Genomic DNA, 20,327 nt, shown 5'->3' with positions numbered 1-20,327 from the left:
ACAAAAATCTTTAATTTATAGTTAATCCATCTTTCTTTGCTTCTAAGAATCTTAAATTTGAATAAAACCAACCGAAATGATTATTCCAAAGTCTGATTTACCTAGAGTTGTAGTAGTTGGCGGTGGCTTCGCCGGGCTGGCACTGGCAAGAAATTTATTGAAGCAGGATGTGCAAATGGTCTTGCTGGATCGCCATAATTACCACACTTTTCAGCCATTGCTTTACCAGGTTTCCACTTCGGGACTGGAACCAGATTCGATCGCTTATCCATTAAGAAAAATTACACGTTCGAGCGATCGCTGTTTTTTCAGACTTACGGAGGTACAATCAATTTCTGCGGAAAAAAATACCGTTCATACCAGTATTGGTGATATTATCTACGATTATCTGGTCATTGCGACGGGTTCAAAAACTAATTTCTTCGGAAATGATAGTATTGAAGAACATGGGATGTGGATGAAAACTGTTCCGCAGGCCCTGAATATCCGTAGTCTTATTCTTGAAAATCTGGAGCAGGCTACCATCACAGATGATCCTGAAAAACGTAAATCATTACTGAATTTTGTGCTTGCCGGCGCAGGACCTACTGGTGTAGAGCTTAGTGGTGCAATTGCAGAACTTCGAAATCATATAGTACCTAAAGATTATCCTGATCTGGATCCAAATGAAATGAACATTCATCTTCTGGAAGGAATGGGTAGGGTATTACCTCCCATGAGTGAACATGCTTCTGAAAAGGCTCAGGAAATGCTGGAAGAACTCGGTGTGAAAGTACACCTGAATACGATGGTTGAAAACTATGATGGTCATTTGGTGACAACCAATACGGAGCTCGCACTTAAAACGGAAACTTTTATCTGGTCTGCCGGAGTTACCGGAGCACCCGTAGAAGGTTTGAATGCTTCAGCCATGGTCGAAAAAGCGAACCGTTACGAGGTGAATGCCTTTAACCAGATCAACGGTTATGAAAATATTTTTGCCATTGGCGATATTGCTTTAATGGCTACCGAAGACTTTCCGAGAGGTCATCCTATGGTGGCTCAACCTGCTATACAGCAAGGGAAACATCTAGCGAAAAATATTAAGAGATTGATCAAGGGTGAGCCTTTGGAAGCTTTCGATTATTTTGATAAGGGAACTATGGCTACTGTTGGTAGAAACAGGGCAGTAGTAGACCTGCATAAATGGAAATTTTCAGGTTTTTTTGCCTGGTTCGTCTGGATGTTCGTGCACTTATGGTTTCTGGTGGGCTTTCGTAACCGCGCCGTTACATTCTTTAACTGGTTATACAATTACGTGAACTTCGATAAGGCTGCACGATTGATCATTAGACCGTTTAAGGGTCATGAAGAAAGAATGTCCATGGATAAGGATAAAGCATAAAAAAAGGCCGTCGTACGACGGCCTTTTTTTATTTATCTCCTTTCTTTGATCTCTTTATTATAATCTGAGGCCAATGAAGTTTTTTGATTTTCGGTAAGTACTTTTCCAGCTAATTGAAATACTTCCTGCTCTTCTTCATCAAGATGATGGATCAATTGATGTTCCAGATCTTTGGCGATCTTCAACCAGTTCGAAGCGTCCATTTTAGTATCTTCAAGTTTTTCCACTAGTTCATCCATTTCGTGATGCTCTGCAACACTATGTCTTGCCTTTTCCTGGGTCATGTCCTTTTCCATTAGCGGAATATAAAAATGGCGCTCTTCAGCATCTTCATGAATCTTCAATTCATGTTTTAGATCTTCAAAGATCTTTTTTCTTTCTTCAGTTTTCCCTTCGGTTTTTATAAGCTTATCGATCAGGTCACGCTGTATTTCGTGCTCCTGTCTTAGTGCTTCAAAAATTGTCATGCTTTTAGAATTTTATGATTTGTTTCCAAGTTATTCATTTTTATGTTAAAGATTTTCTAATTTACAGAATACATTGATATGCTTCTAACAGTTCAGACAGTTAAAATGACAGTTCAGTAATAAAACTTTCAGGAAAAGACAGAAAGAGTACATCTTTGACATAGAATTATACAAATGAAGAACCTATTAAAAATATTAAAGATCAGTATTATTGTGAGTTTAGTGATTGCTCTAATGGATGCTACATTTAATGGATTCAGCTTCAAAGCACTTGCCGACTGGGAGAACCTGGCCATGTACTTCTTCTATTCATTCGTCCTTACTACAATTAATATACTTTACTTCTATTACTTTAATAAAAAGGTAGGTTGGAAAGATGCCGGACTCAAAAGGGCTTTTATAGCATCTTCCGGTTCGATCATACTGACCTTGCTGGGATATTTTCTATGCCGGCTTATTGATAAAACTGTTTTCGGAAAACAACCAATACCTGAATTTCTGGAGAATGAAAATCTTAGCTATTATTTCTTTCCGCTACTATTTACCACGATCGTCACCCTTGTTTTTCATCTTATCTATTTTTATAAAGCGCTTCAGGAGAAGAGAGTTAAGGAGCAAAAGATCATTGCAGGAACTGCTTCAGCGAAATTTGACGCATTAAAGAATCAATTAGACCCACATTTTCTATTTAATAGTCTGAATGTTCTTGCATCATTAATAGATGAAAATCCATACCAGGCTCAACGATTTACTACGTCACTATCTAAAGTCTACCGTTATGTGCTGGAACAGAAAGATAAAGATCTTGTGCCACTTTCAGAAGAACTGAAATTTGCCAGGACCTATATGAAATTGCTAGAAATGCGTTTTGAAGACAGTATCTTCTTTGAATTGCCAGAGCAATTATCTTCAGAAGAAGCAAAAGTTGTCCCATTATCATTACAGCTGTTACTCGAGAATACCATCAAACATAACGTGGTAAGCGAAAGCAGGCCCTTAAATATTAAAATTACTGAGGACAATGGTTACCTGGTTGTACAGAACAATTTTCAGAAAAAAGAAGTTCTGGGTGATCGTAAGGGTGTAGGGCTTCAGAATATCGTTAACCGCTATGATGTGGTGACCGAACGTAGAGTTTTAATCGAACAAAATGAGGATCACTTCAAAGTGAAACTTCCAATACTAACTAAACAAATATCAATTATGGAATCGACCACTATCAACGAACAAAATGCGTATTTCAAGGCAAAACAGAGAGTAAAGGAGATCAAGGAATTTTATGGAAACCTTATATCTTACTGCGTAGTAATCCCTTTTCTAATATTTATAAATTATTTTACTTACTGGGGTTTCCAGTGGTTCTGGTTTCCATTATTTGGATGGGGAATTGGATTGACCATTCACGGCTTTTCAGTTTTCGGATATGGATCTGACTGGGAAGAGCGTAAGATCAGGGAATTAATGGAAAAGGATCAACAACAAAATAAAAGCTGGAACTAATGGAAATCGATTATAGAAAAGATATGCGCTACAAGCAGGCGCAGAAAAGAATCAAAGACATTAAAGGTTTTTACGTTCACCTTATCATATATATATTCGTAAATATTGCAATATTCGTGGTAAGTACACGCCAGACAGGTTTCGAAGAGGGGCTTACCAGGTGGCAGAATTATTCTACACTATTCTTTTGGGGGATAGGTTTATTCGCTCATTGGGCGAGCGTATTCGGGCCAAATTTTATCTTCGGAAAATCCTGGGAAGAACGTAAGATCAAAGAGATCATGGAAAAAGACAAAAAGCAACTTTGGAAATAAACCTGGACTGTGACGAAAGTAGTAATTATTGAAGACGAAAAACCTGCCGCACGACGCTTGCAGAGAATGCTGACTAATCTGGGAATGACTACGGAAGTGATGCTACATTCGGTTAGTGATGCTGTTAAGTGGTTCCAGAATAATCCAGATCCTGAGCTTATATTTCTGGACATACAGTTAAGCGACGGACTCTCTTTTGAGATCTTTGAACAGGTTTCTCCGAAAAGTGCCATTATCTTCACGACGGCTTACGATGAATATGCTTTGAAAGCCTTTAAATTAAATAGTATCGATTACCTGTTGAAGCCAATAGACGACGAGGAGCTGGAAGCAGCGATCACGAAGTTTGAAAGTACAAGGAAGAAGGAAGGGCTGGACCTGCAGGAAATTAGAAGTATGCTTACAGGACAATCTTCTTTGAAGACATATAAATCCCGATTCACTACTCAGGTTGGCCAGCACTTAAAACTCGTAGAAGCCAGTGATATTGCCTGCTTTTATTCTGAAAACAAAGCAACATATATGCATTGTTATTCCGGTAGGAATTATCCGGTCGATATTCCGCTAGAACAACTGGAGGAGGAGTTAGATCCTGAAAAATTCTACCGTGTAAATCGAAAATGCATCCTAAATATTAAAGCAATCAAAGACATACTAACCTATTCCAATTCAAGACTTGAAGTGAAGCTCGAAAACTTTACTGAATTCCAGATCATTGTAAGCCGCGAGCGGGTCAAGGACTTTAAATCATGGCTAAACAATTGATGTTGAAATGTTAAAGTTGATTTTTTTAAAACCGTAAGAAAGATGCTTCCGTATATCTTGATATATAAACTCGGTTTGTTTGAATAATTTTTGGTCGAATTATGTCGATTTGAGTTTTTGATTTTTTTGGTTGGTTAGATGTTAGGAGTGAGGACCCTCGGAAATTCTTCTAACGTTTACAAAGTAAGCCCTACGCTTTCGCGTGGGGCTTATTAATTTATATAATGCATAGAATGTATGATAAAATCTATAAAAACAAAACCCTGCGTAATAACGCAGGGTTTTGTTTTTATAGATTTGATATTTGTTATGGAGCTGATACCGCACCCAGAACATAGAGTTGTTCCATAGTTGGTGATTCACTACCACCTTCCGGCTCCAGTGTGATACCAAAAGCTTCAGACTGGTTTGCGTTTTCAAGCTCGAATATTTTGTTGTCGTCTACTGCGTAAGTATCCAGAAGACCTATACTCGTTGGTGTTAAAGGATCCATTTTTAGAGACCATACCTGGTAGACCTTTCCTCTTGGAGGTTCTGGTAATTCCTTGGCATCGATGTAAGCCTTATTCTCTTCTTTATTCCAGTAAACAGCTGCATATGCTTCAGGAGCTACGTTCTGACCTTGCAGGCTCACCCTTGAAACATTCTTACTTCTAAGAATGGCAAGAAGATCTTCGCTTTTTTCTGCATCTTCACGAATATCAACTATTTGTTGTTCCATTCGGGCACTGCGTACTTTTTCAGAATTTAATTGCTCTCTTAGATCATTATTATCTTCGAACAGGAAGAATAAACCAACTAGTAATAAGATACTGGCCGCCCATCCAATATAAGATACCCATTGTGTTCTACTTTCAGTTTCCATGGTAACTACCTCACGATCGCCTTTTCCGGAGAGCTTCGTTTTTATACTGGCTAGCAAGGCTTCCGGGTTATAAGGAGCTGTCGCTGCAGAAAGCTTCATCAAGGCAGCCTCAATTTCTTCAACTTCCTTTTCAACCTCAGGATGTTTTTTGAGTACTGCAGATACTTCCCTGCTTTCAGTTTCGGTTAAAGCTCCATAAACATAAAGTTCTAATATTCCAGATTCTATGTATTCTTTAATTTCCATTCTTATTCAGCTAACATATTCCGAAGGGAATTAATACATGCTCTGTTCCGGGTTTTAACCGTGCCCAGAGGCATATCCAGCTCTTCCGCTGTTTCCTTCTGTGTAAATCCTTTAAAGAACAGCAGGTCTATCAATTTCTTACACACGGGCTTTAAAACATCAATATATTTCTGAATCCCTATGGCATCTGCCTGAGCAGAAAAGTTAGACTTGCTTTCCAGAATATCTACGAAATTATCTGCTGTCAGGTTTTTCTGGCTGTTCTTGTGTCTCTTAGAGCGAAGCTGATCTATAGAAGCATTCCGGGCGATATTTAAGATCCAGGTAAAAAACCTGCCTTTACTTGAATTATATGATGAAGCGTTATTCCATATCTTTAAAAAGACATCCTGTAATATTTCCTCTGCTATATCCTGATCATTCACTATACTGAATATAATACCGTAAACACTTTCAGAATAAAGCTCATAGATTCTTTCGAAAGCTCTTTGATTACCATTCTGAAGTTCAAGGATTAAACCGTCCTGCTGCATAAATAATGTTTAGAAAAAATAAATATAGTTCATAATATGGTATAAAAAAAGCGGCCAAATAGCCGCTTTCAAATAATATTTCTTGCTTATTACATTTCAATAACTCCACAACCAACTCTGGTTCCGGCAGCTCCTGAAGGTTGAGATGTATAATCATCTACACCATCATGAACGATCACTGCTTTTCCTGCAAGATCTTTATTCTTGTCACCACAATCTAGACACCACTCATCTGTAGTAAGATTAACAGTTCCATTTCCATTTTCATCAACTTCGAAATTTCCTATATCACCTTTATGGAAACCTTCTGAATCACCCCATTTTCCATGGTCTTCACCAGTTGGATTCCAGTGTCCACCTGCAGACTTACCATCTGCTGCAGAACAGTCTCCTTTCTCGTGAATGTGAATAGCGTGAGTTCCTTCAGCAAGACCACTAATAATTGCAGTCATGGATACTTCACCATCTTCCTGGGTGAATACAACATTACCGCTTAGGTTTGAATTGCTAACAGATTGCAAAGTAACTTTTGCTTTCTTCTTTTGTTCATTTTTCTGGCTGTCCATTTCTGAAGACATTTCGGTCTCATTCTGGTCATCCATTTCTTTTTCTTTCTTGTCGTTCTTACATCCTGTGAAAACTAATCCGGCGCAAAGAACTAGAGATAAACTAATACGTTTCATACTGTATCGATTGGTTAAAATTCGGTTTACAGGTCTAAATTAGTCCTAATGTCATGTGCAGCCAAAAGTTTAAGGAGAGCTTAACAATAGAACCATACTCACTTAATCACGCAATTTTGAATTTATTTTCCCTGTAGAGGATAAGGTTTTATGAACCGGGCATTTATCTGCGATCTGCAGCACACGTTCCAGTTGTTTTTCATCGAGATCACCTTTGATTGAGATCTCTCTTTCGAAAGTATCAATTTTAGCACCGGCATCTTCGCAATTTTCGCAGTCATCAGCATGCTTTTTCGAATAACTTACATGCGTCTCCACATTCTGAATACTCCAGTTTTTTCTACGTGCATACATTTGAATAGTCATGGATGTACAAGCGGCAAGTCCCGCTGAAACTAACTCGTAAGGAGTAGGACCAAGATCTGCACCACCAACTTTAGCAGGTTCATCTGCTATGAAACTGTGATTCCCCGTTCTAATCTGGGTAGTATAGCCATGTTCACCAAGGTTCGCTACTACCTCATGATCTGTACTTAGCTCTTCCTTCTCTTCGGAATCTATATAACGTGAAGCCCAGGTAGCAATTAGGTTTCCTGTATATAATGAGTCACTTTTATCACTAAGCATATGGTCTGCTCCATCAAGGCTCACAAAGCTTTTTGGATGCCAGGCAGATCTATACAAATCTTCAGCATGATCTATGGATACAATATTATCTTGAGGAGAATGTAATATTAATAAAGCCTTTCTAATCTCCTGAAGCGCTGTAGCATCCTCATTATCATCCAGGTCTTTCACAAATTGCTGTTTGATCCTGAATTCTCTACCGCCAATATTCACTTCGGCATAACCCTGTTCTTCGATCTCCTTCATATTGGATTTAAAGTGAGATTTTACGTGGGTAAGATTGGAAGGTGCATTTATAGTGACCATACAGCGAATACTTTCCAGCTGTTTTGAGGCAAATAGGGCTGCAGCTCCTCCTAGTGAATGTCCAATCATGATGCTGGGTGCATGATAATTTTCCTCCAGGTACTTAGCTGCCGAAATTAGGTCTTCTACATTCCCCGAAAAGTTGGTGTCTTCAAAATCTCCTTCACTATCTCCAAGGCCCGTAAAATCGAATCTAAGAACTCCATAACCATGTGACGCCAGCGTTCGGCTAATATTGGTAGGAGCATGAAAATTTTTGTTACAGGTAAAACAGTGGGCAAAGATCGCAAAGTTTGTAGGGGTTTCATTTAGTGGTAATTCCAGAACCCCCTTCAGTTCTTTACCGTCTGCATTTTTAAAGCTTATATCCTTCTTATTCATGTATCAATTTTATTTTTTTAAGATACTTTATTTTGTAGAGTATGGGGTATAAAAAAAGCTGCATCACGCAGCTTTAATTATTATTTAGCAGAATTTTATAATTCCTTGATCTTTATGTTACGATACCAAACCTTATCATCATGATCCTGTAAGGCAATATGGCCACTACGATTAGCCCCGAAACCTTCCCATTCACTAAACTTTGATTTCTTCACCATTTCTTCCCATTCTTCACCGTGTACAGGAAATTCAGTAACACGAGTTCCGTTTAGTTCTACCCAACCTTTATTTTCTTCGTGGTTGATATAGATGGTCTCTTTGTTCCATTCCCCTGCAGGTTTAGTCGCATCTTCACTTGGAGGAACCATATCGTAAAGGGCTCCTGCAGTTCGATTTGGACCATTTTTAGCGTCTGGGTGCTTTTGATTGTCCAGTACCTGAATTTCTGGTCCGGTTAAATAAGGCTCAGCATATTTTTCATCTTCCTGAACTGCCCACATCACACCGCTGTTTCCACCTTCGGATATTTTCCATTCAAAACTCATTTCAAAGTTTTCGAATTCATCTTCAGTAATAAGATTTTCAGAAGATTCTCTTTCTTCAGCTGAAGGTGCAAAGGCGATCACACCATCTTCAACTTTCCATTGGGAAGAGATGCTGTCCTTATTATACGCTTTCCAACCCTGAAGATCTTCACCGTTAAATAATTCATGCCATTCCTGCTCTTCTTCCTGCATGGCAACCGACTCCTGAGTGTCCATATTCTCAGCTTCGGTTTCTTTATTTTCGTTCTTACACGCAGTAAGCGCTAATACTGAGCATCCTATAATTACTAATCTTTTCATTTTAATATGTTTAAATTCCTAAAATATTCCTCAGTTTATTTTCATCGATTTCTGAACCTGCAAAATCATCGAAACGCTTTTGAGTTGCTTCAATAATGTGCTTCTTAATGAATGGAGCACCTTCTCTGGCACCCTGTTCAGGGCTTTTGATACAGCATTCCCACTCCAGCACTGCCCATACGTCACAACCGTATTCGGTTAGTTTAGAAAAAGCATTTTTAAAATCTACCTGACCATCACCTGGATGTCTGTATCTACCAGCCCTATCTTTCCAGTCCCCATAGCCACCAAACATTCCTTTTTTCCCTGTAGGTTTGAATTCAGCATCTTTAACATGGAACATTTTTATAAACTCATGATAGTGATCAATGTATTCCAGGTAATCGAGTTGCTGTAATACAAAGTGGCTTGGGTCATATAGAATATTTACTCGCTTGTGATTATTGGTAGCCTCCAGAAAATGTTCAAATGTTACCCCATCATGCAGGTCCTCTCCAGGATGAATCTCATAACAAACGTCCACTCCCTGTTCATCAAAAGTATTCAGGATTGGCATCCATCTGTTTGCAAGTTCCTTAAAACCCATTTCCACAAGTCCTTCAGGTCGCTGAGGCCATGGGTGAAAGGTGTGCCATAATAAAGCACCACTAAAGGTTCCATGAACATCAATTCCTAAATTTCTGCTAGCCTTAGCGGCATACTTTAGCTGATTTACCGCCCATTCGGTTCTTGCTTTAGGATTATTTTTATAATCATCTGGAGCAAAGTTATCGAACATTAGGTCATAAGCTGGATGTACAGCTACCAGCTGTCCCTGCAGGTGTGTGCTTAGTTCTGTGATCTCAAGTCCGTAAGACCCTACGGTTCCTGCCAGCTCCTCGCAATACGTTTTACTTTCAGCAGCCTTTTTAAGATCGATGAGCCTGATTTCCCAGGTTGGGATCTGAATTCCTTTATAGCCTAAGTCTGAAGCCCATTTACACAATCCTTCCAGGGAATTGAAAGGCGCATGATCATCCATAAACTGAGCCAGAAAAACTGCCGGTCCTTTTATTGTCTTCATCATATTATTCTTCTTCCATGCTTACCCAAACATTACCTTGTTTGTGTGAAGCTACTGTTTGTTCTATAAAATGCATTCCTCTATAGCCATCATGCAATTTTGGATATGCACCTTCAAATTTGCTGTTATCTTTTATTGCCTGCGCAACTCCATAATAGATATTCCCCATAGAATCAAAAATCCCTTCAGGATGTCCTGCAGGAAGTTTAGTTCCCTCAAGAGAGAAGTCACTATTGTAAGCATGACCTGGTTTAAGGACTTGGAGTGGTTGATCCTCTTTCAGTAAATAGAGATAGTTTGGGTTTTCCTGTTCCCATTTTAAACCACCTCTATCTCCATATATTTTGACTGAAAAATTATTTTCTTCGCCTGTAGCGATCTGGCTCGCCCGTAATACTCCTTTGATCTTTTCAGAAAAACGCAAAAGCACCGTTCCGTCAATATCCATTGGATTGTCCTCATAAAGATAATTTAGATCTGCCAGAATATCTTTTACCTGTATCCCGGTAACATATTCGGCCATATTGAACGCATGAGTTCCAATATCCCCAATGCAACAGCTAATTCCCGACTTTTCAGGATCAAGTCTCCAGGTAGATGAACGTTTATCCTTATCGTGTATTAAAGGATTGATCCAACCCTGGTAGTATTGTACATCGACCTTTTGAATTTCACCTATTTCCCCGTTTGCGATCATCGTCTTCATTTGCCTGATCATAGGGTAACCGGTATAAGTATAAGTCACCGCAAAAACCTTATTGTTTTTCTTCTGAAGTTGATTCAGGATCTTTGCTTCTTCAAAAGTGGTAGTGAGTGGTTTTTCACAGATCACATGATAGTTATTTTCCAGCAGCTGTTTCGCCATTGGAAAATGCAGAAAATTAGGAGTGAGTACCGAAACTACCTGCATTCTTTCTTCTTCTGCAAGCTTTGCTTCCTCTGCCACAAGGTGATCGAGGTCACGATAAACTCTATTTGGGTCGAGCTGAAGTTTATCACCAAAATCAAGACTTTTTTGATGATTGGTATCAAAAACACCACCTACAATTTCAAACTGGTCGAACATATTTGCCGCGACCCTGTGCAGAATTCCTATCAGGGAATCTTCACCGCCGCCTAATATTCCAAGTTTGATCTTACTCATAATTCATTATTTAAATTTCAATATCTTTTTTATCGATCTTTTCGTTCCTGAAAAATAAGGCAAAAAGGAGCAGGACTCCAAATGCAAAAGCTGCAGGATATACCCAAATAGTTTCCCATTCATGCATTTTATCACCGGTAACGTAGGCATTCGTGATCAAGCCGGCTACATAGAAACCTATCAGCATTCCCACACCGTAAGTGGCGAGTGTGATCAATCCCTGTGCAGAACTCTTATATTTCGAACCGGCTTTAAAATCTGTATAGATCTGTCCTGATACGAAGAAGAAATCATAACAGATCCCGTGTAAGGCGATCCCGGTGATAAGCATAAATATTAGCTCTCCGGAATTTCCATAGGCGAAAAGCAGGTAACGTAAGGTCCAGGCCAGCATTCCTGCAATGATCGTTAACTTAAAACCAAATCTTTTAAAGAAGAAGGGTAGAAGCAGCAGGAATAATACTTCTGAGGCCTGGCCGATGGTCATCAAACCGGTTGGATTTTCTACTCCAACTTCAGAAAGGAATGGATTTGTATTCTGGTAATAAAAAGCCAGAGGAATACATATGAGTACAGATGCCAGGAAGAACATTAAAAAGTTTCTGTCTTTCAATAATCCCAAGGCATCCAGTCCTAGTGTTTCTACTACACTAACTTTTTTAGATTTATCTGCAGATGGTGGAGTTTTTGGAAGCGTAAAGCTGAAAATTCCTAAAAATGCTGAAGCAATACTTACCATCAAAAAGGTATTTTTCAGCATTCCTTCCTGTCTTGATTCCGGAGAATCCCAAAAGAAAATATAACTGATCACCAGTCCTGCTATGATCCAGCCAATAGTTCCAAAAACGCGTATAAATGAAAATTCCTTTGCAGGATCTTTCATCTGGGCAAAGCTTACTGAATTTACCAGTGCCAGAGTAGGCATATAGGCGATCATGTAAGCAAGTACCAATGGATAGAATTCAGTAAAATCTGTACTTTGATACATGAAGTACATCAAAATTGCACCTGTAAGATGTAAAATTCCGAGGATCTTTTCCGCATTAAAAAATCTGTCGGCAATCATCCCTACAATAAATGGAGCGATAATAGCTCCCCAGGATTGTGTAGAAAAAGCAGTTGAGATCTGAACATCTGTTGCATCTAAATTGTAACCGAGATAGGTTCCCAGTGTAACGAACCAGCCACCCCAAATGAAAAATTCTAAGAACATCATCAAGGATAATTGGAAGCGGACTAATTTGCTCATAAATAGGAATTGTTGGAATTGATTTAAATTTGCTTTCCTGCTTTGATAAGTAGATCTCTGGTGGCGTTGATCCCTTTTTCAGGATCCATGTCTGTACCTTCATATTCGATACCGATAAATCCTGTATAGCCACCATCTTTGACTATCTGTAGCATTTTCTTATAATCGATGACTTCTTCGTTACCTTCCATGTCGAAAGTATATGATTTTGCACTTACAGCTTTTGCATGTTTCATCAATTTCTCCACGCCTTCATACTTTGGAAATTCCTCAATGCATTCTGCCTGCCATCTGGCACCGCCTTCACGTTTCAAACAGAAATTCCCAAAATCTGGCAGGGTTCCGCAGTTTTCCATATTAACGGCATCCATTACATTAACGAGAAGATCTGCATCTGAAGATAAATATCCGTGATTTTCTACTAATACATTGATGTCTTTGGTTGCGGCATATTCAGAAAGCTTTTTAAGGGCATCTATAGAATTGTTTTTCCAGTTCTCTCTTTTCTCGTCTCCAAACAGATTTACTCTAATGGAATGACAACCCAGAAATTGAGCGGCGTCCACCCATTTTTTATGATTTTCTACGGCCTGGTTTCTTGCTATGGAGTCGTTGGTTGCAAGATCTCCTTCACCATCGATCATAAGGAGTAAGTTTTGAACTCCAAATTCTTCACTTCTGTTTTTAAGTGTATCCAGTACTTTCTGTAAATCCTCTTCAGGTGTTTTGCTATTTTTTACTTTTTCAGCATAAAAACTTGTAACATATTCTACTCCTTCAAAACCCATTTCACTGGATTTTTCAGCAAAATCCATTGGGTCCAGGCTGCCTTCAAAAATTGGGCGGTGAAGGGACCATTGTGCTAGCGAAATTTTGAAGAATAGGGAATCATTTGTTTTTTCTGCAACTTCCTGTGATTCATTCTCTTTACTGGCTTCAGCTTGATCTTTACAAGAGGTTAAAGACAGGGAAAGGCTAATAGCAAGAAAGAGACTGCAGGCTCTAAGTGATCTGAAATTCATTTTTTTTGGTATGCTTAGGTTGTATGGCGTAAAGCCATTAAAAGATTGAAAATTAAATGTAGTCTTTTTTTTAAAGAAGTAAAATTATAGCCATAAATTTATATATTTGGTAGACTTCGAACTATTTTTTCAACGATAAATCAATGTATTGTGAATAACTATAATGAAAATGACAGCTATGATGCCATAGTTGTTGGAACAGGTATTAGTGGTGGATGGGCAGCTAAGGAGCTTACCGAAAAAGGTTTTAAAACACTCGTTTTGGAACGTGGTCGTATGGTAAAGCATGTCAAGGACTATCCAACGATGAATGATGACCCATGGGATTATAAATTCAAAGGGCAGGTTCCACTAGAAGAGAAAAAACGACAGCTTAAGCAGGCTAGAACCGGCTATACTGTTGCTGAACCTAGCAAGCACTGGTTTGTAGATGATATTAAGCATCCCTATAATGAAACAAAAAGATTTGACTGGATGCGTGGATACCACGTTGGAGGTAGATCGATCATGTGGGGAAGACATAGTTACAGATTAAGTGATCTTGATTTTGAAGCAAATAAAAAAGATGGCGTAGGAGTGGACTGGCCTATTCGATATAAAGATATTTCTCCCTGGTATGATTATGTAGAATCCTACATAGGAGTTTGCGGTGAGAAGTTAGGTTTGAGTCAATTGCCAGATGGTCAATTCTTACCACCAATGGAATTAAATTGTGTGGAAGATCATCTTAGGCAAAGTATTTCTGAAAATTTCGATGGTCGGATAATGACTTCTGGTCGTGTTGCTCATATTACCGGTGATAAAAAGTTCGAGGGCCGTTCTAAATGTCAGTTTAGAAACCGCTGTATTCGTGGTTGTCCTTATGGAGGATATTTCAGTAGTAACTCTTCTACTTTACCTGCTGCGGAAAAAACCGGAAACATGACCTTAAGACCAAACTCTATTGTGAGTGAAGTGCTGTATGATGCAGATACTAAACTTGCTACCGGAGTAAAAGTCGTAGATACTGAAACTGGAGAGACTATGGAGTTTAAAGCCAATGTCGTTTTTCTATGTGCTTCAGCCGTGGCTTCTGCAAGTATTTTAATGCAGTCAAAATCTGATCGTTTCCCTGATGGGATGGGGAATGACTCAGGAGAACTAGGTCATAATGTGATGGATCATCATTTCAAAGCAGGGGCATCCGGTAATTATGATGGTTTTCAGGATATGTACTATAAAGGAAGAAAGCCTAATGGGATATACCTGCCGAGATTCAGAAATCTTAACGGTAATAGTGAAGTTGATTTCTTAAGAGGTTATGGTTACCAGGGTGGCGCCAGCCGTACGAACTGGACAGATAGCGTTGCGGAAGCAGGTTATGGTGAAGATCTTAAGAAAGCGGTGACAGAACCAGGAGGCTGGAATATGGGATTGATGGGCTTTGGAGAAACACTGCCATATCACGAAAATAAAATGAGTCTTGATTATAATAAACTGGACGAATGGGGACTACCAACCGTAACTTTTGATGCCGAATTTAAAGAGAACGAGTTGAAGATGCGCAAAGATATGGTAGATCAGGCTGTGCAAATGCTTGAAAAAGCTGGATTTAAAGATGTTAGTGGTTACGATGATATTGGTGCTCCAGGTCTTGGAATACACGAAATGGGGATGGCCAGAATGGGTAGAGATCCTAAAACTTCTGTGCTTAACGGAAACAACCAGGTTCACGAAGCTAAAAACGTATATGTAACCGATGGAGCATTTATGACTTCTGCAGGATGCCAGAACCCTTCTTTAACTTATATGGCGATGACCGCAAGAGCGGCAGATCATGCCTCGAAAAACTTTAAAAAGTCTAATGCATAAAAGATTTTATCATGAATAGAAGACAATTAATAAAAAATCTCGGACTGGGTGCAGGAGTTTTTGTAGTAGGGCCTTCCGCATTAAGTCTTTTGCAAAGCTGCAAGAACGAACCTGATTATGACTGGCAACCCGTGTACCTAAGTGCCTCAAACGGACTTGCATTAAAACAGGTGCTTGATACTATTTTACCCGCGACAGATACGCCTGGAGCTTCAGATCTTAATATCGCACAGTTCATTGATTCCTACATGGATACAGTAGCTGAACCTGAAAGAGCTAAAGAGTTTAAGCGTTCTGCAGATGCGTTTGCACAAGCCTTTGAAAAAGAATTTGAAAAATCACAGGATGATGGGGCGAAAGAAGATTACGATCAGATACTTAAAAAGTATTTGAAAGCGACTCCAGCAGACCAGGAGAAATATATGAAACGTAATACAGAGACTCAGGATGCGCAAAATCAGGAGCCTGATGTTGAAATGGATTCAGATGCCGGAGCTTATGCCTACTTAAATAATGTGAGAGATATGGCAATATGGGCATGGAAGAACAGCGAAGAAGTGGGTGAGAATGTTATGTGGTATGATCCAATTCCGGGGGAATACATTGCTTGTGGTCCAGTAAGTGAACTTGGCGGCGGAAAAGCGATGTCTTTATAGATTCTTAGTCAAAATCATAAAAATTTTAGATTTATCAACAGTTGTTGGTAAAAAAAATCAAATTGTGAAATTTTTAATAATATGGCGATAATGTTCATTTCTTTGCATTATCGCCATTCTTTTGTGGATTCCTTAAAATTTGCTGCAACAAATTGACGTTTAAAAATTTCAAACGTTTGCGAAATACTTTAAATTCAGAATGTCGATTGTTTTGTTAACAATAAATTATATAAATTTATCGTGCTCAACGTGTATTTGAGCGATTCCAACTAAAACTTTAACTTATGAGAAAATTGATTTTCAGGAGCCTTTTGTTAATCGGAGCACTTATTACCTTCGGTATGGCAAAAGCGCAAACTGTAACCGGAACAGTGACAGATGAGAGTGGTCCGCTGCCCGGTGCAACTGTTTCCATCAAGGGAACATCGACGGGTACCACTACAGATTTTGATGGGAATTATACCATCAACAATGTTCCGGCAGATGCTACGCTTATGTACAGCTTCGTTGGATATGTAACACAGGAGGTGAAAGTTAGCGGTCGTGAGACCATCGATGTAAACCTTGAAACAGATGCTTCTGAACTTGAGGAGATAGTTTTAATTGGTTATGGAACAACAACTGTAAGGGATGCAACCGGTGCAGTTGCTTCGGTAACTTCCGAAGAATTTAATAAAGGTAACATTTCTTCTCCGGAAGAATTAATCCAGGGTAAAACTGCTGGTGTGCAAATCACACAGGCAAGTGGTGAGCCTGGAGCTGGGATTGCGCTTCGTATTCGAGGAACAACTTCAGTAAGATCTAATAACAATCCATTATTCGTCGTAGATGGTGTGCCTTTAGCTGGTGACGCTACTGCTGCAGGTGGTGGTGACCTTGGGATTGGTTCCAGCTCGTCAAGAAACCCTTTAAACTTCTTAAACCCTAGCGATATTGAAAGCATCAGTGTGTTAAAGGATGCGTCTGCAACTGCAATTTATGGTTCCAGAGGTGCGAATGGTGTTGTGATCATTCAGACCAAGTCTGGTAGAGGTGCCCAGGGAGGTTCATTTTCTTATGATGGTTCTGTAAGTATTGCAAATGCAGCAAATGAATTTGATCTTTTAAATGCTGAACAATTTCTCGATGCTGTAGAGCAATACGGTGGAGACAGAGATGCTCAGGATTTTGGAGCAGATACAGACTGGCAGGATCAAATCCTTAGAACTGCGATCTCTCAAAACCATGCATTATCTTATATGAACAGTTATAGTTCTGGTAACCTTCGTGTATCTTTAGGGTACAATGGAATTGAAGGTGTAGTTGAGAATTCCAAAATGGAACGTCTTACAGGTCGTTTGAACGCGAATCAAAGATTTTTTGATGACAAGTTAAATCTTGGATTACAATTAACGCTTTCTAATGTGCAGGACGAAGCGGCACCAATTGGAAATGATGGTCCTTCTACAGGTGACTTGCTAGGTGCAGCGTATTACGCAAATCCAACATGGCCTGCTGAAGTAGGTTTTGATCCGGTTGGAAACAGTAGAAACCCACTTGAGATTCTTGAGTATGTTAAGAATGAAACAGAAACCGATAGAATTCTTTTAAACCTTTCTGCAGATTATGATATCCTGGAAAACCTTAATGCCAAAATTACCTTAGGTTATGACAGAGCTGAATCTGAGCAAAATGCTTCGGTTTCAGGAAATGTTATCAACTTCGATAATGGTTCACCAGGAAATGGTCGTGCTCAGTTAAACGATCTTGAAGCTACGAACAGATTGATGGAATTTGTAGTTAACTACGATAAGCAGTTTGATAACTCTACTTTTTCAGCTTTAGTTGGTTATTCTTTCCAGGATTTCCAGAGAGAAGGTAGATATGCTAATGGTTTTGGATTTGCATCTACAGATAACGGAGCAATGTCTTCAGAATTAAGAGGTGATATTGATGCTCTATATGGAGCGGTAAATGGAGGCTTCAACCAGTTACGTTACAATGCTGATGGGTTGCTTGTAGACAGGTTATTTACAGATAATGGTCCTGTATTAGGAGAATCTGTTAATGATCCAGGGGGAATCAATACCAGAGTACTTACAAGTGGTACCTACGATAATACAGATGAAATTCAGTCTTTCTTTACAAGGTTGAATTACTCCTTGATGGACAAATACTTATTTACGTTCACCATGAGAGCAGATGGATCTTCAAGATTTGGTCCTGATAATCAATATGGTTATTTCCCTTCAGGAGCATTTGCCTGGAAGATCGACCAGGAGGATTTTTCTCCAGACGCTTTATCTACTTTAAAACTTAGACTTGGATATGGTATTACTGGTAACCAGGAAGGTCTTGGATATGGAAACTTTACGATTCGTCGTGTGCTAAATGGCTACGGAATTGATAACGGTGGAAACATAAACGGAGGTGGACTTGGAACTGCTGGATTCGCGAACCCAGGGTTGAAATGGGAAGAAACTGCTCAGGCTAACGTGGGGATCGATTATGGATTCATGAACGATAGATTATCTGGTAGTCTTGATTTTTACTATAAGGATACACAGGATCTTCTTCTTGTAGCAGAACAGGCTCAACCTTCACCGGTACCTTTCACTTTCCAGAATCTTGATGCTAGTGTAATTAATAAGGGTGTTGAATTCGCAATTGATTATGATATCATTGATAATGATAATTTCTTCTGGAACTTTGGTTTCAACGTAGCTTATAATGATAACGAACTTCAGGATTTTGATGGTTTGATCCAGACGGCTCAAATTTCAGGTCAGGGTCTTACCGGTGCTTTTGCTCAGCTACTAGCTGAAGGACGTCCATTGTTTTCTTACTACTTAAGAGAGTTTGGTGGATTTGATGAAAATGGTCTTTCTATCTATCCTAATGGAGATGAGCAGCAGTTCGTTGATAAGAGTGCACTTCCAACTACAAATCTTGGTATTAATACCAGAGCTGAATTTGGGAATTTTGATGCCTCTATCTTCTTTGCAGGACAGTTTGGTCACTATATCTATAACAATACTGCCAATGCATTCTTTACTGCAGGTAGTATAAACAGTGGTAGAAACGTAACTACAGATGTACTTACAAACGGAGAACTTCCAGCGAATGCTCCAGATGTATCAACAAGATTTCTTGAAAAAGGTGATTTCTTAAGATTACAGAATGCAAGTCTTGGTTATACCATTCCTCTTGCTGAGGACTCTTTCGTAGAAAATCTAAGAGTTTATGTAAACGGTCAAAACCTTTTCGTGATCACAGACTATTCAGGTCTTGATCCGGAAGTTAGTGTAGATAAATCACTAAATGGTTTGCCAACAGCTGGTATCGATTATACAGCATTCCCTAGACCTAGAACGGTAACATTTGGATTAAATGCTAAATTTTAAAAAAAAAGAATGATGAAAAATAGAAAGTATTTTACTTTAATTCCAGCCTGTGCACTACTTGTCTTTAGTGCATGTACAGACCTGGAAATTGAGGAAACAGATTCGATCATCGTAAACCAGACCGGAGAATTTACCGGAGTTGGTGACGTAGATGCGACCTTGAGCGGTATCTATGATGCCGTACGGGGACAATTAGAAAATCAGGCTAACCTTTACGCTCTTAATGAGGTAAGTACAGATGAATTTCTGGTACCCACCAGAGGAACAGACTGGGGTGATAATGGTGTTTGGAGAACATTACATCAGCACAGCTGGTCTCCAATTCACCAGCATGTAAGAGATACCTGGAATGAGCAGAACTCTATCATTTTCAGAACTACTGAAATCATTGACGACAGGAGTAATGCTACTCCACAACAAGATGCTGAAGCAAGATTCTTAAGAGCCTTCGCTACATTCTGGGTGATGGATCTTTACGGTCAGGTACCTTTTAGAGGACCAGACGAGGGGATTGATGTAGATCCTGTTGTAATGTCCAGAGCTGAAGCTTTTGATTTCATAATGGAAGATTTGAATACCGCAGCAGCAAATATTTCAACCGCAGGTCCAGGAACTGAAGCTACCAATCGTGCGACTAAAGCAGCAGTTCACTTCATGCTTGCTAAAATGTATCTTAATAAGCATATCTATACAGGGACAGGTTCTCCAGATGCTGGTGACATGCAACAGGTGATTAGCAATGTGGATGCAATTAGTGCTATGGGCTTTGGTCTGGAAGAAGGTTACTTTGGAATCTTCTCTCCAAAACTTGATAATGAAACTATCTGGTACACAAATTCCGGTGTTGGTAACGTTATGTGGCATACATTACACTATAACCAGAATACACCAGCGAATGGTGGTGGTGGTTGGAATGGTTTTACCACTCTAGCTGAATTTTATGACCTTTTCGAAGGTGATCCAAATTCAAATTTTATGGGTGATGGTCAGGAAGAGCGTAGAGGATATGTTCCAACGGAAGGTTCTCCTGTAGGAGTTGACTT

General features: G+C 39.3%; 18 protein-coding genes. 8 read left to right on the top strand and 10 right to left on the bottom strand.

Annotated elements, in window-relative coordinates; genetic code table 11:
* Positions 1–76: 76 nt before the first annotated feature.
* On the top strand, positions 77–1,384 hold the full coding sequence (locus ACNKXS_RS12940) for an NAD(P)/FAD-dependent oxidoreductase (RefSeq protein ID WP_417921202.1): 1,308 nt from the start codon (positions 77–79) through the stop codon (positions 1,382–1,384).
* A gap of 32 nt (positions 1,385–1,416) precedes the next feature.
* On the opposite strand, the gene ACNKXS_RS12935 is transcribed toward ACNKXS_RS12940, so the two are convergent.
* Positions 1,417–1,851: a hemerythrin domain-containing protein gene (locus ACNKXS_RS12935; RefSeq protein WP_417921201.1), complete on the bottom strand. Its 435-nt coding sequence runs from the start codon at positions 1,849–1,851 to the stop codon at positions 1,417–1,419.
* A gap of 174 nt (positions 1,852–2,025) precedes the next feature.
* Between ACNKXS_RS12935 and ACNKXS_RS12930 the strand changes: the two genes are divergently transcribed.
* The 3 genes from ACNKXS_RS12930 to ACNKXS_RS12920 all read left to right on the top strand — a co-directional run bounded on the left by ACNKXS_RS12930 (position 2,026) and on the right by ACNKXS_RS12920 (position 4,430).
* Positions 2,026–3,351 carry a 2TM domain-containing protein gene (locus ACNKXS_RS12930; protein WP_417921200.1) on the top strand — a complete coding sequence of 442 codons (1,326 nt, stop codon included), beginning with the start codon at positions 2,026–2,028 and terminating at the stop codon, positions 3,349–3,351.
* On the top strand, positions 3,351–3,665 hold the full coding sequence (locus ACNKXS_RS12925) for a 2TM domain-containing protein (RefSeq protein ID WP_417921199.1): 315 nt from the start codon (positions 3,351–3,353) through the stop codon (positions 3,663–3,665). The genes ACNKXS_RS12930 and ACNKXS_RS12925 overlap by 1 nt, the downstream gene beginning before the upstream one ends.
* Before the next feature lie 66 nt (positions 3,666–3,731).
* Positions 3,732–4,430 (top strand): LytR/AlgR family response regulator transcription factor, encoded by a 699-nt coding sequence (locus ACNKXS_RS12920; RefSeq protein WP_417921259.1) that lies wholly within the window; start codon positions 3,732–3,734, stop codon positions 4,428–4,430.
* A 307-nt stretch (positions 4,431–4,737) separates the two neighbouring features.
* Here the strand turns inward: ACNKXS_RS12920 and ACNKXS_RS12915 are convergent, their stop codons facing one another.
* From ACNKXS_RS12915 to ACNKXS_RS12875, 9 genes are all read right to left on the bottom strand, one after another.
* Positions 4,738–5,541, bottom strand: coding sequence for an anti-sigma factor (locus ACNKXS_RS12915; protein WP_417921198.1), 804 nt, complete (start codon positions 5,539–5,541; stop codon positions 4,738–4,740).
* A gap of 2 nt (positions 5,542–5,543) precedes the next feature.
* Positions 5,544–6,074, bottom strand: coding sequence for an RNA polymerase sigma factor (locus ACNKXS_RS12910; protein WP_295179557.1), 531 nt, complete (start codon positions 6,072–6,074; stop codon positions 5,544–5,546).
* An 89-nt stretch (positions 6,075–6,163) separates the two neighbouring features.
* Positions 6,164–6,757 carry a superoxide dismutase family protein gene (locus ACNKXS_RS12905; protein WP_417921197.1) on the bottom strand — a complete coding sequence of 198 codons (594 nt, stop codon included), beginning with the start codon at positions 6,755–6,757 and terminating at the stop codon, positions 6,164–6,166.
* Positions 6,758–6,859: 102 nt separating this feature from the next.
* Positions 6,860–8,071 (bottom strand): bifunctional alpha/beta hydrolase/OsmC family protein, encoded by a 1,212-nt coding sequence (locus ACNKXS_RS12900; RefSeq protein WP_417921196.1) that lies wholly within the window; start codon positions 8,069–8,071, stop codon positions 6,860–6,862.
* Positions 8,072–8,166: 95 nt separating this feature from the next.
* The gene (locus ACNKXS_RS12895; RefSeq protein WP_417921195.1) at positions 8,167–8,916 is read right to left on the bottom strand and encodes a 3-keto-disaccharide hydrolase; all 750 of its coding nucleotides are present in this window, start codon (positions 8,914–8,916) and stop codon (positions 8,167–8,169) included.
* A 10-nt stretch (positions 8,917–8,926) separates the two neighbouring features.
* Positions 8,927–9,979 (bottom strand): sugar phosphate isomerase/epimerase family protein, encoded by a 1,053-nt coding sequence (locus ACNKXS_RS12890; RefSeq protein WP_417921258.1) that lies wholly within the window; start codon positions 9,977–9,979, stop codon positions 8,927–8,929.
* 4 nt (positions 9,980–9,983) lie between these two features.
* The gene (locus tag ACNKXS_RS12885) at positions 9,984–11,126 is read right to left on the bottom strand and encodes a Gfo/Idh/MocA family protein (RefSeq protein ID WP_417921257.1); all 1,143 of its coding nucleotides are present in this window, start codon (positions 11,124–11,126) and stop codon (positions 9,984–9,986) included.
* A gap of 7 nt (positions 11,127–11,133) precedes the next feature.
* Positions 11,134–12,372 carry a nucleoside permease gene (locus ACNKXS_RS12880; protein WP_417921194.1) on the bottom strand — a complete coding sequence of 413 codons (1,239 nt, stop codon included), beginning with the start codon at positions 12,370–12,372 and terminating at the stop codon, positions 11,134–11,136.
* Between the two features lie 23 nt (positions 12,373–12,395).
* Positions 12,396–13,394, bottom strand: a complete 999-nt coding sequence (locus tag ACNKXS_RS12875) for a sugar phosphate isomerase/epimerase family protein (RefSeq protein ID WP_417921193.1) — start codon at positions 13,392–13,394, stop codon at positions 12,396–12,398.
* A 150-nt stretch (positions 13,395–13,544) separates the two neighbouring features.
* Between ACNKXS_RS12875 and ACNKXS_RS12870 the strand changes: the two genes are divergently transcribed.
* The 4 genes from ACNKXS_RS12870 to ACNKXS_RS12855 form a co-directional block, all read left to right on the top strand.
* Positions 13,545–15,245, top strand: coding sequence for a GMC oxidoreductase (locus ACNKXS_RS12870; RefSeq protein WP_417921192.1), 1,701 nt, complete (start codon positions 13,545–13,547; stop codon positions 15,243–15,245).
* A gap of 11 nt (positions 15,246–15,256) precedes the next feature.
* Positions 15,257–15,901, top strand: coding sequence for a gluconate 2-dehydrogenase subunit 3 family protein (locus ACNKXS_RS12865; protein ID WP_417921191.1), 645 nt, complete (start codon positions 15,257–15,259; stop codon positions 15,899–15,901).
* A gap of 284 nt (positions 15,902–16,185) precedes the next feature.
* The gene (locus tag ACNKXS_RS12860) at positions 16,186–19,284 is read left to right on the top strand and encodes a SusC/RagA family TonB-linked outer membrane protein (RefSeq protein WP_417921190.1); all 3,099 of its coding nucleotides are present in this window, start codon (positions 16,186–16,188) and stop codon (positions 19,282–19,284) included.
* A 9-nt stretch (positions 19,285–19,293) separates the two neighbouring features.
* Positions 19,294–20,327 (top strand): RagB/SusD family nutrient uptake outer membrane protein (locus ACNKXS_RS12855; RefSeq protein ID WP_417921189.1); only part of this gene is annotated, 1,034 nt, incomplete at its 3' end.

The sequence above is a fragment of the Christiangramia marina genome (assembly GCF_048285865.1).
In the GTDB taxonomy this organism is placed as follows: domain Bacteria; phylum Bacteroidota; class Bacteroidia; order Flavobacteriales; family Flavobacteriaceae; genus Christiangramia; species Christiangramia marina.
Note: the sequence above shows the minus strand (reverse complement) of the source record. Positions and strands in the feature narration are given on the sequence as shown.

Coding starts and splice junctions, on each gene's coding strand:
- ACNKXS_RS12940 (WP_417921202.1), top strand. CDS start 77: ATGATTATTCCAAAGTCTGATTTACCTAGAGTTGTAGTAGTTGGCGGT.
- ACNKXS_RS12935 (WP_417921201.1), bottom strand. CDS start 1,851: ATGACAATTTTTGAAGCACTAAGACAGGAGCACGAAATACAGCGTGAC.
- ACNKXS_RS12930 (WP_417921200.1), top strand. CDS start 2,026: ATGAAGAACCTATTAAAAATATTAAAGATCAGTATTATTGTGAGTTTA.
- ACNKXS_RS12925 (WP_417921199.1), top strand. CDS start 3,351: ATGGAAATCGATTATAGAAAAGATATGCGCTACAAGCAGGCGCAGAAA.
- ACNKXS_RS12920 (WP_417921259.1), top strand. CDS start 3,732: ATGCTGACTAATCTGGGAATGACTACGGAAGTGATGCTACATTCGGTT.
- ACNKXS_RS12915 (WP_417921198.1), bottom strand. CDS start 5,541: ATGGAAATTAAAGAATACATAGAATCTGGAATATTAGAACTTTATGTT.
- ACNKXS_RS12910 (WP_295179557.1), bottom strand. CDS start 6,074: ATGCAGCAGGACGGTTTAATCCTTGAACTTCAGAATGGTAATCAAAGA.
- ACNKXS_RS12905 (WP_417921197.1), bottom strand. CDS start 6,757: ATGAAACGTATTAGTTTATCTCTAGTTCTTTGCGCCGGATTAGTTTTC.
- ACNKXS_RS12900 (WP_417921196.1), bottom strand. CDS start 8,071: ATGAATAAGAAGGATATAAGCTTTAAAAATGCAGACGGTAAAGAACTG.
- ACNKXS_RS12895 (WP_417921195.1), bottom strand. CDS start 8,916: ATGAAAAGATTAGTAATTATAGGATGCTCAGTATTAGCGCTTACTGCG.
- ACNKXS_RS12890 (WP_417921258.1), bottom strand. CDS start 9,979: ATGAAGACAATAAAAGGACCGGCAGTTTTTCTGGCTCAGTTTATGGAT.
- ACNKXS_RS12880 (WP_417921194.1), bottom strand. CDS start 12,372: ATGAGCAAATTAGTCCGCTTCCAATTATCCTTGATGATGTTCTTAGAA.
- ACNKXS_RS12875 (WP_417921193.1), bottom strand. CDS start 13,394: ATGAATTTCAGATCACTTAGAGCCTGCAGTCTCTTTCTTGCTATTAGC.
- ACNKXS_RS12865 (WP_417921191.1), top strand. CDS start 15,257: ATGAATAGAAGACAATTAATAAAAAATCTCGGACTGGGTGCAGGAGTT.
- ACNKXS_RS12860 (WP_417921190.1), top strand. CDS start 16,186: ATGAGAAAATTGATTTTCAGGAGCCTTTTGTTAATCGGAGCACTTATT.